The sequence below is a fragment of the Amycolatopsis sp. YIM 10 genome (genome assembly GCF_009429145.1).
Classification (GTDB): Bacteria; Actinomycetota; Actinomycetes; order Mycobacteriales; family Pseudonocardiaceae; genus Amycolatopsis.
Map to the genome: position 1 here is coordinate 1,439,170 of NZ_CP045480.1, position 14,934 is coordinate 1,454,103.

At 68.5% G+C, this 14,934-nt stretch carries 21 protein-coding genes and 2 pseudogenes; 18 read left to right on the top strand and 5 right to left on the bottom strand.

Features of this window, described 5'->3' with window-relative positions; all coding sequences use genetic code 11:
- The first annotated feature begins 111 nt into the window (after positions 1-111).
- From YIM_RS48965 to YIM_RS07045, 4 genes are all read left to right on the top strand, one after another.
- Entirely contained in the window at positions 112-465 is a 354-nt protein-coding gene (locus YIM_RS48965) for a hypothetical protein (RefSeq protein ID WP_255462877.1), read from the top strand.
- Between the two features lie 212 nt (positions 466-677).
- Positions 678-1,331, top strand: a complete 654-nt coding sequence (locus YIM_RS07035; RefSeq protein ID WP_153029556.1) for a LysE family translocator — start codon at positions 678-680, stop codon at positions 1,329-1,331.
- 61 nt (positions 1,332-1,392) lie between these two features.
- Positions 1,393-1,767, top strand: a complete 375-nt coding sequence (locus YIM_RS07040) for an N-acetyltransferase family protein (protein WP_370468962.1) — start codon at positions 1,393-1,395, stop codon at positions 1,765-1,767.
- A gap of 162 nt (positions 1,768-1,929) precedes the next feature.
- The gene (locus YIM_RS07045) at positions 1,930-2,616 is read left to right on the top strand and encodes a maleylpyruvate isomerase family mycothiol-dependent enzyme (protein ID WP_228004591.1); all 687 of its coding nucleotides are present in this window, start codon (positions 1,930-1,932) and stop codon (positions 2,614-2,616) included.
- A 45-nt stretch (positions 2,617-2,661) separates the two neighbouring features.
- On the opposite strand, the gene YIM_RS07050 is transcribed toward YIM_RS07045, so the two are convergent.
- Together YIM_RS07050 and dapA are read right to left on the bottom strand one after the other, a co-directional pair.
- The gene (locus tag YIM_RS07050; protein ID WP_153029558.1) at positions 2,662-3,528 is read right to left on the bottom strand and encodes a carbon-nitrogen hydrolase family protein; all 867 of its coding nucleotides are present in this window, start codon (positions 3,526-3,528) and stop codon (positions 2,662-2,664) included.
- 29 nt (positions 3,529-3,557) lie between these two features.
- A complete protein-coding gene (gene dapA, locus YIM_RS07055; protein ID WP_153029559.1) occupies positions 3,558-4,517 on the bottom strand; it encodes a 4-hydroxy-tetrahydrodipicolinate synthase in 960 nt (319 codons plus the stop codon).
- Between the two features lie 92 nt (positions 4,518-4,609).
- Here dapA and YIM_RS49930 point away from each other — a divergent pair.
- The 6 genes and pseudogenes from YIM_RS49930 to YIM_RS07070 form a co-directional block, all read left to right on the top strand.
- Positions 4,610-4,735, top strand: a pseudogene (locus YIM_RS49930) (FMN-binding negative transcriptional regulator); the annotation flags it as partial.
- A gap of 80 nt (positions 4,736-4,815) precedes the next feature.
- Positions 4,816-4,950 carry an FMN-binding negative transcriptional regulator gene (locus YIM_RS49935; RefSeq protein ID WP_370469014.1) on the top strand — a complete coding sequence of 45 codons (135 nt, stop codon included), beginning with the start codon at positions 4,816-4,818 and terminating at the stop codon, positions 4,948-4,950.
- Positions 4,886-5,083: pseudogene (locus YIM_RS49940) on the top strand (FMN-binding negative transcriptional regulator); the annotation flags it as partial. The gene YIM_RS49935 and the pseudogene YIM_RS49940, both read left to right, overlap by 65 nt.
- A complete protein-coding gene (locus YIM_RS48975; RefSeq protein ID WP_228004592.1) occupies positions 5,084-5,221 on the top strand; it encodes a hypothetical protein in 138 nt (45 codons plus the stop codon). It abuts the pseudogene before it with no gap.
- A 62-nt stretch (positions 5,222-5,283) separates the two neighbouring features.
- Positions 5,284-5,823: a DUF6578 domain-containing protein gene (locus YIM_RS07065; RefSeq protein ID WP_153029560.1), complete on the top strand. Its 540-nt coding sequence runs from the start codon at positions 5,284-5,286 to the stop codon at positions 5,821-5,823.
- Positions 5,824-5,975: 152 nt separating this feature from the next.
- Entirely contained in the window at positions 5,976-6,710 is a 735-nt protein-coding gene (locus YIM_RS07070; RefSeq protein ID WP_228004593.1) for a GAF and ANTAR domain-containing protein, read from the top strand.
- On the opposite strand, the gene YIM_RS07075 is transcribed toward YIM_RS07070, so the two are convergent.
- A complete protein-coding gene (locus YIM_RS07075; protein ID WP_153029562.1) occupies positions 6,707-7,891 on the bottom strand; it encodes a PP2C family protein-serine/threonine phosphatase in 1,185 nt (394 codons plus the stop codon). The genes YIM_RS07070 and YIM_RS07075 overlap by 4 nt on opposite strands.
- Positions 7,892-7,947: 56 nt before the next feature.
- On the opposite strand from YIM_RS07075, the gene YIM_RS07080 reads away from it, so the two are divergent.
- The 8 genes from YIM_RS07080 (at position 7,948) to YIM_RS07115 (ending at position 13,938) form a co-directional block, all read left to right on the top strand.
- Complete coding sequence (locus tag YIM_RS07080) at positions 7,948-8,442, top strand: MarR family winged helix-turn-helix transcriptional regulator (RefSeq protein ID WP_153029563.1); 495 nt, start codon at positions 7,948-7,950, stop codon at positions 8,440-8,442.
- Positions 8,443-8,561: 119 nt separating this feature from the next.
- Positions 8,562-9,449 (top strand): STAS domain-containing protein, encoded by an 888-nt coding sequence (locus YIM_RS07085; protein WP_153029564.1) that lies wholly within the window; start codon positions 8,562-8,564, stop codon positions 9,447-9,449.
- Positions 9,446-9,865: an STAS domain-containing protein gene (locus tag YIM_RS07090; protein ID WP_153029565.1), complete on the top strand. Its 420-nt coding sequence runs from the start codon at positions 9,446-9,448 to the stop codon at positions 9,863-9,865. The genes YIM_RS07085 and YIM_RS07090 overlap by 4 nt, the downstream gene beginning before the upstream one ends.
- Positions 9,852-10,280 carry an ATP-binding protein gene (locus YIM_RS07095; protein ID WP_153029566.1) on the top strand — a complete coding sequence of 143 codons (429 nt, stop codon included), beginning with the start codon at positions 9,852-9,854 and terminating at the stop codon, positions 10,278-10,280. The genes YIM_RS07090 and YIM_RS07095 overlap by 14 nt, the downstream gene beginning before the upstream one ends.
- Positions 10,271-11,281: a SpoIIE family protein phosphatase gene (locus tag YIM_RS07100; protein ID WP_153029567.1), complete on the top strand. Its 1,011-nt coding sequence runs from the start codon at positions 10,271-10,273 to the stop codon at positions 11,279-11,281. The genes YIM_RS07095 and YIM_RS07100 overlap by 10 nt, the downstream gene beginning before the upstream one ends.
- A gap of 62 nt (positions 11,282-11,343) precedes the next feature.
- Positions 11,344-12,477 carry a PP2C family protein-serine/threonine phosphatase gene (locus YIM_RS07105; RefSeq protein WP_228004594.1) on the top strand — a complete coding sequence of 378 codons (1,134 nt, stop codon included), beginning with the start codon at positions 11,344-11,346 and terminating at the stop codon, positions 12,475-12,477.
- A 219-nt stretch (positions 12,478-12,696) separates the two neighbouring features.
- Positions 12,697-13,545 (top strand): ATP-binding protein, encoded by an 849-nt coding sequence (locus YIM_RS07110; RefSeq protein WP_153029569.1) that lies wholly within the window; start codon positions 12,697-12,699, stop codon positions 13,543-13,545.
- A gap of 21 nt (positions 13,546-13,566) precedes the next feature.
- Positions 13,567-13,938 carry an STAS domain-containing protein gene (locus tag YIM_RS07115; RefSeq protein WP_153029570.1) on the top strand — a complete coding sequence of 124 codons (372 nt, stop codon included), beginning with the start codon at positions 13,567-13,569 and terminating at the stop codon, positions 13,936-13,938.
- 98 nt (positions 13,939-14,036) lie between these two features.
- Here YIM_RS07115 and YIM_RS49605 read toward each other — a convergent pair whose 3' ends face one another.
- Complete coding sequence (locus YIM_RS49605) at positions 14,037-14,414, bottom strand: ANTAR domain-containing protein (RefSeq protein WP_255462879.1); 378 nt, start codon at positions 14,412-14,414, stop codon at positions 14,037-14,039.
- Positions 14,415-14,425: 11 nt separating this feature from the next.
- Positions 14,426-14,683: a hypothetical protein gene (locus tag YIM_RS48985; RefSeq protein ID WP_228004596.1), complete on the bottom strand. Its 258-nt coding sequence runs from the start codon at positions 14,681-14,683 to the stop codon at positions 14,426-14,428.
- Positions 14,684-14,934: the final 251 nt, after the last annotated feature.

Sequence of the window (14,934 nt, forward strand, 5' to 3'; positions counted from 1 at the left end):
TCGGGCTCCTGCTCGGCGCCCGCTTTCCCACGGCGGTGGGCATCTCCGCGACCTGCTTTCCTGCTCCTGGGCGTCGCGCTGGCCGCCTTCGCCGACGCCAGCGGCCTCCTGATGGCCGGCCGTGCCTTCTCGGGCCTGGTCACGGGCGCCGCCGCCGGTGCGACGGTCGCGCTGATCGTGAAGCTCCGCGAGCGGCGCGGCGTGGTCGCTGGGATGACCGCCGCGCTCGCCGTGCTCGCCCTGGTTCTCGCTCCGGTCATCGGCCAGATGATTTCCGAAGTGGTCGGGTTCCGGGTGGTCCAGCTGGTCGTGATTCCGTTTGTGCTCATCGCGCTCGTCGTCAACGGGGTTATCGGGCTGGTCAGGCTCACCTCGGCCAAGCGCCAGGTACCGCCCGTCCCGAACGGCACGCCGTACCCGTCGGCCGGGTTCACCGGCGACCCGTGGCAATCAGGGCGCGCCTGACGCGTTGATCCGCTGACGGGATGTGGTCGACGATCGCGACTCCGGCCACCACGGCGGGCAGACCAACGCCGGTCAGAGCGGTCTTCTCGACGCATAGCCGCATTTGACGGTCAACTTGGATCGCGCGCCGGGCGAGTTGCCCCATCGGCTTGGGCAACGTGCCTGGCCTGCCCACGGTTGATCCGGATGTATGCCTTGGCCATGATGTCGCTATGGATCTTCTGGGGTCGTTGCCTGCTTTTGTCGTCGCGGTGCTGTTGATCTCGGCCTCTCCGGGGCCGGCGATGGCGTTGATCCTGCGTCGTGCGGCTCTGCGAGGCTTCGGTGGTGCGGTCCCGGCAGTGCTCGGGCTTGAGGCCGGGCTGTACTTGTGGGCGTTGTTCGCCGCCGCCGGGTTGGCGGCGCTGGTCGCCACCTCGCAGATCGCGTTGATCGTCCTGCGTGTCGTCGGCGCCGGATTCCTTGTGTACCTGGGGATCAAGGCCTGGCGTTCGGCATGGCGCATCCGCGGGGATCAGCCTGTACCGGATCCGCGCGACGAATCCGCGGCGGACACCTCGGCGAAGGTCTGGGCGAAGGCGTTCGGCGAGGGCTTGGTGGTCATGCTGGCGAACCCGAAAGCGGCTGCCTTCATGATCGCGTTCTACCCGCAGTTCGTGCCGGCTGATCGGCCGCAGTTCGCCACCACCGCGCTGCTCGCCCTGCTGCAGGTGGCCATCGAGATCGGCCTTTACCTCACGCTGGCGGCGCTGGTCGGCCGCGCCGGCGAATGGTTCCGCCGGTCGGCGGTACGGCGCCGTCTCGACGCCATCAACGGTACTGTCCTGGTAGCACTCGGGGTGCGGATGGCGGCGGAGGGCCGCTGAGCCGCGTCCGGGGGCGGAAATCGGTGGACACCACTCAGCTGGGTGTCGCAAGATCGACTTCATGATCCGAGCTGCCACCGCGAACGACATCGCGGAGCTACGCGCGATGATCCGTGAGCTCGCCGACTACGAACGTGCCGCCGACCAGGCCCGTGCGAGTGACGAGCAGCTTCACGAGGCGCTGTTCGGTGAACATCCCGCGGCGTTCGTGTTGATCGCCGAGGACGACCACACCGGCGAGCCTGTGGGGTATGCGCTGTGGTTCCCGCGATTTTCGACCTGGACCGGGGCGCGCGGGATGCACCTGGAAGACCTCAACGTCCGGTCCCACGCTCGCGGCGGAGGACACGGCAAAGCTTCTGCTGGCCGCTCTTGCCGCGATCTGCCAACGGCACGGCTACGAGGGCTTCGAATGGTGGGTGCTGGCGTGGAATGAGCCGACGATCGAGTTCTACAACTCGCTCGGGGTGGAACTGCTGGACGAGTGGAGGGTGTGCCGGCTGAGCGGGCAGCCGTTGCAGGACCTGGCCGCCCAGGCCCCGGCTTGCGCAGCAGGCACCGGTGTCGTGAGCGGGCCTGTGCTTCCTCCGGTCGGCCGGTGATCCGCGCTCACGCCAGGTTGGCGACGATCGTCACCGGCCTTGACGATCGGCAGATCGCCGAACCTTCCGGCCTTCCCGGATGGTCGCGAGGCCATGTCCTCGCGCATCTCACCGACAACGCGAGGATGTTCGTGAGTCTGGCGGAACACGTTCTGCGTGGACAGCTGGTCGCGGGCTACGACGGTGGCGTGGACGAGCGCAAAGCGATCATCGAGGCCACTGCCGGTCGTAGCGCGGTGGAGCACCGCGCCGAGTTGGCCAGGCACACGACTCGGCTGGAAGGGGTATGGGCTCGTGCCGGTGACGCGGACTGGACGCGCCCGGTCACCTTCCACAATGCCGACCTTGCCGCGACCGTCTATTGCCGCTGGCGTGAGGTGTGGATTCACCTGGTCGATCTGGCGGTCGGTGTCGGGCCGGACGACTGGCCGGAAGCTCTGGCCTGCCACGCCATCGATTTCCTGCTCAGCCGACTCCCGTCCGGTACGTGCCTGCGCGCAGTGGACGGACAGCACCGCTGGTCCGTCGGCGATGGGACCGGCATCGTGGTCACCGGGCGGGTGCGTGACCTCGCGGCCTGGCTGGCCGGGCGTACGCCGACCCTGCTCCCGCTGGCGGCGGAGGGCTTGCCCGATCTCGGCCCGTGGTCGCCCCGCCCGCCGCCGCGGTCGGGCCGCACGTGACAACTTTCCGGAAGCCGCGTACTACTCGCCGGTGGTCCCGCGGGATCAGGGCTGCGGCCAGCCGCGGTAGAGGTCGCTGCGGCGGCGCCGGTCGCGGAAGGTCGGCGCCGCACCGCTTTCCCGGTTGGTGGTGAGCAGGTCGAGGTCGACCACGGCCCGGACGACGGACTCGGTGTTGGCTGTGGCTTCGCCGATGACACCGCTCGCCGGGAAGATCGCGTCACAAGGACTGAGAATCGAACTCCTGGCCCAGCCGGTGGGCAGCGGCGCGCCCGGGCGTCCGCCGGTGCAGGCGTGGACGACGTAGACCTGGTTCTCGATGGCGCGGGCGTGGGCGCTGTGCCGGACACGCCAGAAACCGTGCTCGGTGAAGGTGTACGACGGGCAGAGAATGATCTCCGCACCCTGATGGGCCAGGGTGGTGGCGCACTCGGGGATTTCCGCCTCGTAGCAGATGTTGAAGCCGACCCGCGCGAACGGCAGGTCGATCACCTCCATGCCGTCTCCTTCCGCGGTGGACCACGTCGCCTCTGCGGGGAAGATGTGGGTTTTGGCATGACGGATCACCTGCCCGTCGGGCGTGAACAAGTGTGCGACGTTGAGGTACGCGGAGCCGTGCGGCACCAGTTGCGAGCCGCCCACGATGTGCTGGCCTCGCTCGACCGCCAGGCGGGTGAACAGCTCCACGTAGTCGTCGGAAAACTTCGCGATCAGCCCCAGCTCGCTCGCCGGCAGACGTCGCCAGCCCGGCAATGTCGTCAGCAGCTCGACCGTGCAGAGCTCAGGAAACACCACGAGATCCGCGCCGTGGCAGGCCGCTACCAGGTCGGTGACGTGGGTGGCGAACTCGGAGAAGTCCGTGATCGGCCGGACCGCGAAGTTCACCGCGGCGAGCGAGACGTGCCGGGACATGAGGAAGTCCTTTCTTCGTCGCGGCAGGGTCAGTCCAGCAGACCGCACTCGATCAGCGCGCTCCGGATGACGTCGGTTTCGATCTCATCGGCTTCCACCAGTGGAAGCCGCAGGCCACCGACGCGATGCCCGAGCAGGTTGAGAGCTGCCTTGACCGGGATCGGGTTGGTCGTCACCGCCAGCGCCCGGTACAACGGCTGCAACCGGGCGTCGATCTCCGCGCGGAGGCCGGGCTCGTCGACCATGCGCCGCATCAGCGGCCCCGCCACCTGACTGCCGACCAGAATGCCGCCGCACCCGCCGAGGTCGAGTGTGCGGGCGAAAGCATCGTCATTGCCGGCGTAGACACCCAGTCCGTCAACGAGGGCGAGATTGGCGTTGTTTGCCTGCTTGACGTAGTCGATGTGCTCGATCTGCGCGAGTTCGGCGAGCAAGTCGTTCGGCAGGTCGATACCGGTACGGGCCGGGATGTTGTACACCACGACGGGCTTGCCCGCGGCCTTGGCGATCTCCGCGTAGTGCCGGACCAGGCCGCGCCGGTTCGGCCGGTTGTAGTACGGCGCCACGGACAGCACCGCGTCCGCGCCCAACTCGATCGCGCGCTCGGTCATCATGCAGGCCTGCGCGGTGTTGTTCGAACCGGTGGAGGCGATCACGCTCGTCGCGGCAGGCCGCTCGGCACACGCCAGTTCGATCAGCCGAAGGTGCTCGGTGTTGCTGAGCGTGGAAGGCTCACCCGTGGTCGCGGCGACCACTACACCATCTGACCCGTTCGCCAGCACGTGGCGCAATAACGACACGAATGAATGCTCGTCCACCCGCAAATCGTCGTCGAAGGGAGTCACGATCGCCGTCAGCACCGATCCCAGCGACGGGGAGTCCACATTGACATCCACAAGATCACCTCCATCGTCTGCCAGCACAAGATTCCCGACGACCAGAAACGTGTCAACCGGGAAATCGACGCCTGCACGATGTCGAAGTGGCATCTGAGGGTGACTGTGGATTGGACCTGTGCGGTGCCGCCTTCCAGGTGCACGCTCGGGCAGAGCCGTCGGCCCACCGATGAGGACGGTCCACTGTGTACACACCCGACCATTTCGCCCCCGATGAGGACGGTGTCCACGAACTGCTGGCCCAGCACGGAGCCGACGATCTGGTCACCGCCACACCCGGCGGCCTGGTCGCCACGATGCTGCCGTTCGTCTACGACCGGAACGGAACTCCTTGCTGGGGCACCCCGCCAGAAACAACGAGCACTGACACCAGCCGGCGCTCGGCGAGGCGTTGGTCATCGTCCGCGGTCCCGACTCCTACATCACGCCGTCCTGGTACGCCTCGAAGGCCGAGCACGGGCGAGTGGTGCCCCACCTGGAACTACATGACCGCACATGTGTACGGCACCCTGACCGTGCACGATGATTCCGACTGGGTCGCCGACGTGGTACGCCGCCTCACCGATCGCCATGAAGTCGCTCGGCCGTCTGCCTGGTCGGTCGACGACGCACCGGAGAAGTTCTTCCGAAGGCAGCTGCAGGCCATTGTGGGCGTATAGGTGACTATCACACGCATCGAGGCCAAGTTCAAGCTCAGCCAGAACCGCCCGGCCGCCGACATCGACGGCGTTATCACCGGACTCCGGCGCTCCGGCGACGAAGTTGGTGCGAGCGCGGTCGAAACCCACCGCCCCTGAGAAATTCGCAGCGGCTCGCGCGTCGGTTGATCGTTTTGGGCAGAGCCGCGTAGCGTGTGGCGATGGGTACGGTCCCGGTGACCATCAACTGTTGGGAAATCGAGTGCTGCGGCGAGCCGTTTTCTGTCGGTGACCGAGTCACCTGGCGGCTGACGTGGGCCCCTGAGGCCAAGTTGCCCGACGAACTCTTCGTAACGCTGGACGCGACCGTCGAAACGGTGCCGGTGACCAATCTTCCCCGCGGTGATCAACCTGCGGTAAGGCGCTACCAGCGCTTCGTCCGGGCCGGTCAGATCCAGGCCACCTGGAGCGGAAGTGGTTCGCTGTCCGGGCACATGACCCTGCGAGGAGTGTTGCTGGCTACGTGGCACGGTGGCGGCCTGGAACCCACCTCGCCGTCAGTGTCCGGATTCGTTCACCGAATCCGGACACTCCGGCAGCGAATGCAGATCAGTGCGGGCCGCCCGCGCCGCCGGGAAGCACTGGTCGCAGGCAGCGAACTCATCGACATGCCCGACTGCCCGCACACGTTCGACGACTTCGGCGATCGAGCGGACTCCGGTGTCGTGGTCGATCTGAAGGTGGTCGCACCGCCGGTGTGACCAGGCAGTTTGCGGTGCGGGTCGCATGTGACACGACGCGGCCGGATCGCGAAGTTTGCCGCCAGACAACCATTGCCGAATGACAAATGTTAGCGTGTGCCTTTGGCGGGAGGCTGATGGCCACACAGGGATCGCCAGACCCACTGGCGCGCATGGACGACACCACCAAGGCGGTGGCCGCGCTGCGCGAGGTCGCCGCCGCGGAGGAACCTCTGGACGACGTTCTGACCCGGGTTGCCACTGCTGCGGCCCAGGCGATTCCGGACGCGGAGGCGGCGACTATCACCGTGCTGACCAGTGGTGAGCCGCGCACCGTCGCAATCGCCGAAGAGCTGATCCTGGCCATCGACAATGCCCAATACGCCGCAGGTCGCGGCCCCAGTCTGCGCGCGGCGACAGTCAGGCGATCTGTGCGGTCGACAGCGTCAGGAGATGGGCTGCGATGGCCGGAATTCGTGGCCGCCGCTCGCCAGGCCGGCATAAGGGCATGCGTATCGGTGCCTCTCCTGTCGGCGTCTGACACAGCGTCACCACGTCGCGGTGAGGACCGGGAATCGCTGGGGGCGCTCAACGTCTACAGCCTTTCTGCGACCGCGTTTGATCCCCTTGACGAACAGCTGACCTGGGTGTTCACCACGGCGGCCAGCCACGCGCTGCGTGAGACTCGCCGCTGGCAACGAGCCCGTGACCAGGTCGCCAACCTGCGGACCGCGTTGTCCACCGGCGCTGACATCGAGCAGGCCAGGGGAGCGCTGATGGCCGTTCACAGCTGCACCGCGGACGAGGCCTTCGTCAGGCTTGTCGAGCACTCCCGGCATCAGAACGTCATGCTGCACGAGATCGCCCGGAGATTCCTGCTTTTCCTGCAGCAGCAGCGGTCGGGCTAGTTCTGCTGGCGTCCGTGCCAGTCGAGGCAGACGATCATGGAGTCGTCTTCGGCGGGGCTGGTGGAGACCCGGTGGGTGGCGAGTTGTTCGAGTACCGCTCGGGGTACCTGGGTGGCGGGCAGGAGGCTGGTGGCTTTGATGGCGCGGGCGAGCGCGCGCTGGCCGTAGCGTTCCCCAGCGGGGGAGGCGACGTCGTAGACGCCGTCGGTGACGAAGATCAGCCGGTCGCCGGGGATGACCTGGAAGGTTTCGGTGACGTAGGGCGTGTCGTCGAACATGCCGAGGGGCAGTTGGGCGTCGAAGGTGATGGGGTCGACGGTGCCGTCGCGCAGGCGCCACAGCTTGGGGGAGCCGGCGTCGACCACTTCGACGTTGCCGGTGGTCAGGTCGAAGCGCAGCAGGAGGGTGGAGACGTGCTGGCGGCCGGCGTGCTGGCCGTAGATGGCCTGGTCGGCGAGCGCGGCTTGGTCGGTGAGCGGGACGCCGGCGCGGCGGGCGTTGCGCAGTGCGTTGATGGCCAGGTTGGTGAGCAGGGCGGCGTCGATGCCTTCGCCCATGCCGTTGGTGACGGTGAGGACGAGGTGGTTGGCGGAGGTGGACCAGTCGAAGTTGTCGCCGTAGATGGCGTAGGCGGGTTCGAGCTGGGCGCCGAGGCTGTATTCGGTGCGGGCGCAGGCGCGGGCGGGGAGCAGTTGCCACTGCATCTCGGCGGCGAGGGTGAGCCGTTCCGCGCGGCGGGCTTGCAGGTAGAGGTCGGTGTCGCGTTCAGCGACGATGATCTCGTGGGCGAGCACGTCGGCGATCTGCTTGAGGTCGTCGAGGGTGATCGGGTCCGGGGCCGTTCGCAGGCCGAGGGACAGCACGCCGATGCGGTCGCCGCGGGTGGTGACCGGTACGTGCACCGTCACCCCGCCACCGGCGAGATCCTCGACGAAGGGTTCCTGGGTGCCGAACGCACGGCCCGGCGCGCTGGCGTTTACCGTTAACGGCTCGGTGGTATACGGCAGCACCGCCACCGGTTGCAGCATGGTCAGCGCGTAGTCGGCCATGAGCAGGTCGACCGGATCGGCGCCGAAAGTGCGGAACAATTCCGCGCGCGCGAGTTCGAGCAGCGCGTGTGGTTCGGCTGTACGCAGGACACGTTCGATGTCGGAGCGTCTGTCCCCCGCCTGTGCGGTCACGGGTGCCCTACCTTCTTGAAGCTGACAGCGAAGCGAATGGATGCGAGAGTGACAAGGTGAACCGGATTCGTTCGCACCCGGACCCTGAGGAACTGCTCCATGTTCTCACCGAGGTCGTGGAGCAGGTCGAGGTGATCTGGGAACGGAGCCGGTCGACCTCGCCCGCCCCGTTGTCGGTGTCCCAGTTGCGGGCGATGTTCGTGCTGGAAACCGCCGAGTACCTGAACGTGCGGGACCTCGCGACGGCGCTGAACTCCAGCCCGCCGTCGGTGAGCAGGCTGTGCGACCGGTTGCAGGCCGTCGGTTTCCTGGACCGGTCTTCGAGTAGCGTCAGCCGGCGTGAGGTCGAACTGCGCCTGAGTGACCGCGGCCGGCAGTACCTGGTGGAACTGCGGGAACGGCGCACCGCGCACCTGCGCGATGTCATCGGCGCGTTGCCCGCGACGACCCGGTCGCAGCTGGCCGGAGGGCTGGCGCGCCTGCGCGACGCGGCGGTGAAGCACAACCGTCCGCCTGGCGCCCAGCACGAGACCGATACGCGGTCGGCCTAGCTCGACTCGGCCCATCCACCACTTCCCAGCACACCCCGGTCGGCCCGGCATGGTCGTGTTAACGTTTGTCGCACGACAATAGTTCAACGCGTCATAGTGGTGGTCGGGGAGGTGCCGGGATGGCTAGCGGGCAGGCGGCGGAGCGTGAGTTGCTCGTCGCGGTACTGACCAGTCGCGAGGTCGAAGTGGTGAACGGCTGGCTGGAGAGCCAGCGCGACTTGATCGCCACTGGCACGGTGCCGAGCCAGAAGGAACTGCGGGACGAGGCGCTCACCCTGGTCGAGGCGCTGCGTGAGGGCCTGCGGACCGGGCTCGCCGTCGAGGACATCGTGCTCCGGCACGAGCCGTTGCGCGACGCGGTCACCCGGCTGTCGACGCGGCGGGCACGCGGCGGCGTGCCGGCGACCTCGATCGCGCTCGGGATGCTCTCGCTCAAGGAAGCCATCCTCGGCGTGGCGGAATCCGAGACCACCGACACGCGGCTGCTCTACGGGGTCGCGCGCATGGTCAGCGGTCTCCTCGACGCCGCGGGCGCGCTCACCTTCGCGACCTACGTCGAGGGCCGCGAGGAGATCATCCGTACCCAGCACCAGCAGATGCTGGAGCTGTCCACCCCGGTGGTACTGCTGTGGCCGCGGGTCCTCGCGGTGCCGTTGATCGGCACGCTCGACAGTGCCCGCACCCAGCTGGTGATGAACAGTGTGCTGGAGACCATCCGGTCCACCGAGGCCCTCGTCGCGATCATCGACATCACCGGGGTGCCCACGGTGGACACCGCGGTGGCGCACCACCTGCTGCAGACCGTGAGCGCGGTGCGGCTGATGGGCGCGGAGTGCTTCATCAGCGGTATCCGCCCCACGATCGCCCAGACGATCACCCAGCTGGGCATCGACCTGTCCACCATCACCACCCGGGCCACGCTCGCCGACGCGCTCGCCGAGGCCATCCGGCTCATCGACGCCGAGTCGCCGGTGCCGGACCTCGTGCGTGGCGGGAGCACCGAATGACTCCGGACGAGCTGCCGAAGTCTGCCGGTGTGCCGATCATCCGGCTCGGCGACATCCTGCTCACCGGACTGCTCGACGACCTCGACGACAAGACCGCGCTGCTGTTCACCGAGGAACTCACCGAGCGCATCGCCACCGAGCGGGCGCGGGGCGTCGTGATCGATATTTCGCGGCTGGAGATCATCGACTCGTTCGTCGCGCGGGTGCTGACCGAACTGGCCGGGACCGGGCGGCTGCTCGGGGCGGAGATCATCGTCGCCGGGATGCGGCCCGCGGTCGCGATCACGTTGTGCGGTCTCGGGCTCGGACTGACCGGGGTGCAGACCGCGCTGAACGCCGAACAGGCCATGGCCAGACTCGGGTGGCGCCAGACCGCTGTCCACGCACGCGGGCGGCGGCCCCATGCTCTCCGGTGACGCGCCTACGCGCCAGAGCACCGGCACGGTGCAGCCGGTGTCGGCCGAAGCTGATCTGCTGGCGGCCCGGCACGCCGTGCGGGCAGCGGCCCTCGCGGCCGGGTTCGACCTCATCGGCCAGACCAAGATCGTGACCGCGGCCAGTGAACTCACCCGCAACGCCTACATCCACGGCGGTGGCGGCACGCTGAGCATCGAGCCGGTCACCGGCCATGACGGCAGGCGCGGCCTGCGCCTGGTGATGGCCGACGACGGTCCCGGCATCGCGGATGTGGCCGCCGCGCTCGCCGACGGGTTCAGCACCGGCGCCGGCCTCGGGCACGGGCTCGGCGGCACCCGGCGGCTGGTGGACGAGTTCGGCATCGACACCGAATCCGGCCGCGGCACCACCGTCACCGTCGTGCGATGGGTGTGATGAACGCGCCGGGTACCACCCAGATCCCGGTCGACCACGTCAGCGCCGCGCACGTGGCGGCGCGGACCGCGCGGACCGCCGCCACGGTCATCGGGTTGCCCGGCCCGCTGCCGGACCGGGCCGCCGTCGTCGCCTCGGAACTGGCCAGCAATCTCGACAAGCACGCCTGGGACGGCGCGGTGTACGTCCAGCCACTGCTGCTCGGCACCGGCATCGACGTCACCGCCGTCGACCGGGGCCCCGGCATGGCCGATCCCGACCGCTGCCTCACCGACGGCCACACCACGACCGGCACCCTCGGCGTCGGGCTCGGCGCGGTCCGCCGGATGGCCACCGAGTTCGTCATCAGCTCGGCCCCCGGAGACGGGACGCTGGTCAGCGCCCGCCTGCGCGCCCCGAACGACCCAGCCCGTGCCCGGCTCGACCTCGGTCACTTCGTGCTCCCCGCCGAAGGCGAAGTACGCAGCGGGGACCTGGCCGCCGCAGCCGAAACCGCGACGGGGGAGTGGACCCTGCTGCTCGCCGACGGCCTCGGCCACGGCGCACCCGCCGCCGACGCCGCGGCCGCCGCCGAACAGGCATTCCGGCGCGATCCCGCCCGCCCGCTCCCGGTACTGATGAGCGCACTGCACACCGAGTTGCGCCACACCCGCGGCGCGGCCGTCGTGCTGGCCCGGCTCAGCTCTCGTGGGGTGAGCTTCTGCGGCACCGGCAACATCAGCGGCGTCGTGCTGACCGGCACGCGCAACCACCACCTGCTGAGCGCACCGGGCGTCGTCGGTCTGCGGGCAGGCAGGCCGCACCAGCACGACGTGCCCGCACTCCCCGGAAGCACCCTCGTCCTGCACACCGACGGCCTCGACCATCACTGGCTGCTCGGCCCGCCCGCACCACCGCACCCGTCCGCGCAACTCGTGGCCGCCCGGCTGCTGCGGGACCACCGCGTGCCCGCCGACGACGCCGGCGTGCTCGTCGCCCGCCTTCCCGAGTCGTTGCCATGACCCGCGCGCTGCACCAGCTCCAGGCCCAGCTCCGCGCCTGGTGCGACGAACACGGCGTTCCAGTGGAACAGCGCGGGCGACTCGTCGTCGCCGCCACCACCCTCATCCGGTCGTCCGGCACCCGCGCCCCCGCTGTCCTCGGCACCGTCCACAATGAACTCGACGGAGTCCCGACGCTCGAAGTGGCGCTACGCCTGGACAGCGTCCCCGTTCCTCAGCCGCTGGACTTGCCCCTGCCGGCCGAGATCGACGCCGACGGCCGGGCGGTCTGGCGGCTCCCCAGCACACCCGCCCACGCACGTCACGCCGACCCGGACACCGACCCGGCCGAACAGGAGCTACGCGCAGCGCTCGCCCACGTCGACACCCTGGAATGCGAACACCAGGAACTGAAGAACGAACTGGCGGAAACGAACACCGGTGTCCTGGCCATGTACGTGGAATCCGAGGAACGCGACGAGCAACTCCGCCGCGCTCACGCCGTGATCTTCCGTGAACTGGAGGACGCGCTGCGCCCGCCCGCACCGGAAGTGCCCGGACTCGAATTCGGTGTGCGGTACCAGCCCGCCGAAGCCGACTCACCCACCGGCGGCGACCTCTACGACTGGTTCCTCTTACCCGACGGCACCCTCCACGTCACTGTGGTCGACGCGGTCGGTCATGGAGTCGTGTGCACCCGCACCGCCGTCACCGTCTCCCATACGCTGCGCACCCTCGCCCTCGAAGGCCATCCACTCGACGTGCTGATCCGCCGCACCTCCGAGATCAACCCCGGCCTGATGGCTACCGTCCTGCTCGCCCGCCTCGACCCGCGCACCGGAGAACTCCGCCTCGCCAACGGTGGACACCCACGCGCCCTGCTCGTCCGTGGCGACGGCAGCGAAACCGCCTACCTTCCCGTGGATGGCCGCGGAGTCGGCTTCCCCAAACCGGGCAGCGCAGGGATCCGCGAGGAACGGCTACACTCCGGCGACGTACTCCTGCTCTACACCGACGGCCTGATCGAAAGCCGCGGCGGCGAAGACCAAGGCGAAACCCGCCTCATCACCGCGGCCCAACGACACCACCGCGCACCGGCGAACACCATGACCGCCGACATCGTCCGCGACATGCACGACATCGTCCGTCACCGCGACGACACCCTGATCCTCGCCCTGCGCTACCTCCCCCCGGCTTCCGGACATCCCGGCCTGTGACCAGGGGACAGCTTGATCGTCTACAGTGGACCTTCTGCGCCGCGTCCGGCGCAGGTCGAGTATCAGGTCGGCTTGGTGGTCGGTGCGCGGCCTCTGGCGGTCGGCGACCCGCGGTTCCGCAAGGGGGCGCGCGTAACCTGGAGTTCTTGGCGGCGTCCGCTCAGGGATGGCCGCGCCGGTCCGAGACGGTCGGTGTCCCGGGGACAGGAGAGCCGGATCGTGAGGACCGGCGATGGCGAAGGGCTGCACGTCCGCGTCGGTGAGAGCGCGGGGTGCAATGTGTTGCGCGTCGCCGGGACCCTGGGAGTCGGCGGGTATCCGCGGCTACGTGATCTGATGCTGAAATGCTCGGCGGATCAGCCGTCGGCAGTGATCGTGGTGGTTGAGGAACTCCGCGTGACCACCGCCAGTTTGCTGAACGTCTTCGCCCAGGTTGCGATGCGGTTGTCCCACTGGCCGGGCGTGCCAGTGCTGCTGGTCGCGCAGAGCAGCGCGGCACGCCGAATACTCGAGCGCCCACCGGTGGCCCGATTCGTCCTGGTCTATCCGTCGGTGGAGCAGGCGGTACGCGGTGCTGCCGCCGGGCCGCGGCAGTGCCACGCGAAGATCACGCTGCTCCGGCTACCCGGCACGGCTCGGCGGGCCCGGGACCACGTCAGGCTGGTGTGCGAGCATTGGATGCCGGGCAACGGGATCGTGGGCGACGCCGTGCTGGTGGCCAACGAACTGGTGGAGAACGTGCTTACCCACACTCTGTCGGAGCCGTCCTTGCGACTGGAATTGCGCCGGAAACGGTTCAGCGTCGCGGTCAGCGACCTCTCACCTGTGCAGGCCCGGATACGGGAAGGCGGTGGTGGGCACCGCGGCGGACTAGGTTCGCTGCTGGTTGCCCAACTGGCCACGGCTTGGGGTAGCAATCCGGCGATGTCCGGCGGCAAGGTCGTCTGGGCAGTCCTGGACCGACCCGCCGATGACCACGTTCGAGCCCTTCAGCCCCACCGGTTGACCTTCGCAGGCATCAAACGCCGACCACGTCGCGGTGGGTGTCCAGCCACGAGATTCAGGTAATGCAGACGTGAGTGAGGTGGGGTGTCGATTGTGGCCGCGAGCGAAATCGTCATCACCACACGCGTCCGTGACGATGTGCTGATCGCCTACCTGTGCGGAGATGTCGATCAGATCTCCGCGCCTGTCGTGGCCGCGTTTGTGCGTGAGCGGATCAACGCGCACGAGGATTTTGTGCTGGATCTGCGTGGTATCGGGTTTCTCGGTGCGGCGGGATTGGCCGTTCTGTTGCGGATGGCGACGGCCTCCGCCGAGCAAGGTGTCGCGTGGGCAGTGGTGGCCAGGGGACCGGTGGTCAATCGCGCGATCGCCAGGACCGGGTTGAGCAGCGTGCTACCCACTCACCCGACGCTCCGCCTCGCGCTGAGTGCACTGATGGACCCGGGGCACAGCTGATTTTGGTGAAGAAGCGTGCTGGGCTGCCCGGCTTCGCGGTCAAGCGACGATGCTTGCCGTTCAGCCGGTTTCCGGTCTGGTGAGGGCTTGCCACACCATCACGGCGGCCCGCAGGGCATCCGCATCTGCCCGTAGCTGACGGTGGCCGCTCGGCCAGCGCCTGCCCGATGTGCTCGACCAGTGCCAGTGCCAGCTCGCGCAGTTTGATGTTGAAGTCCTGGCTCGCCCGCCGCAGCACCGCCCAGGCCTCGTCGACATTCGCAGCGCCGCAGCATCATGATCGCGCCTTTGGCCTGCTCGATGACCGCCCGCGAGGCCAGCGCGTCCAGTATCTGCTCCACGTCGTCGGCGTTGCGATCGGCGATGGTCGCGATGGTGATCGCGCTGACGACCAGCCGTTTGTGTCGGGCCAGCACTGCGAGTGTGCGGTGGTCGGCCGAGCCGTCGAGGTTCTGCTCGGGCAGCTGCGCGCGCACCGCGTCCAAGGTCAGGTGCGGCCAGCGCGGATCAGCTCACAGGGCGGCCGTGGCCACCGGCTCCTCCCCGGCGGCGGCCAGCAGCGGTGGCCCCAGAGATGTCCGGTGGTGATCGGTGGCAGCACGGCGCCCACCCCTGTCGCCGCCAGTACCTGCAACCGGCCGCCACCCCGCTTCGGCGACGGGTGGGCGACGCTGATCGCCGTTCCCAGCTCACCCGGCAGGTCCCGCCGCAAACCGGACAGCACGTTGTCCAGTAACGCCGTCAACGGCGTCTCGACGCCATTCCCTGGCTGGATGAAGCCATCCGATCCTCTCAACCGGGCCGAACCACACGACCCCAGCGCATCACCAGAGTTGACGGACTCGATGACCACATCGACACCGAGCCTGCCACAAGAACGCACCTCACCGCTGAAGACGCTAGTAGCAGGTCTGGGAAGCGTGCTTTCTGATCTGGCCCCTCTGTGACGGTAGGCACGGCGGCCGGACAATCCTCAACAATTCGTCGCTGGCGTTC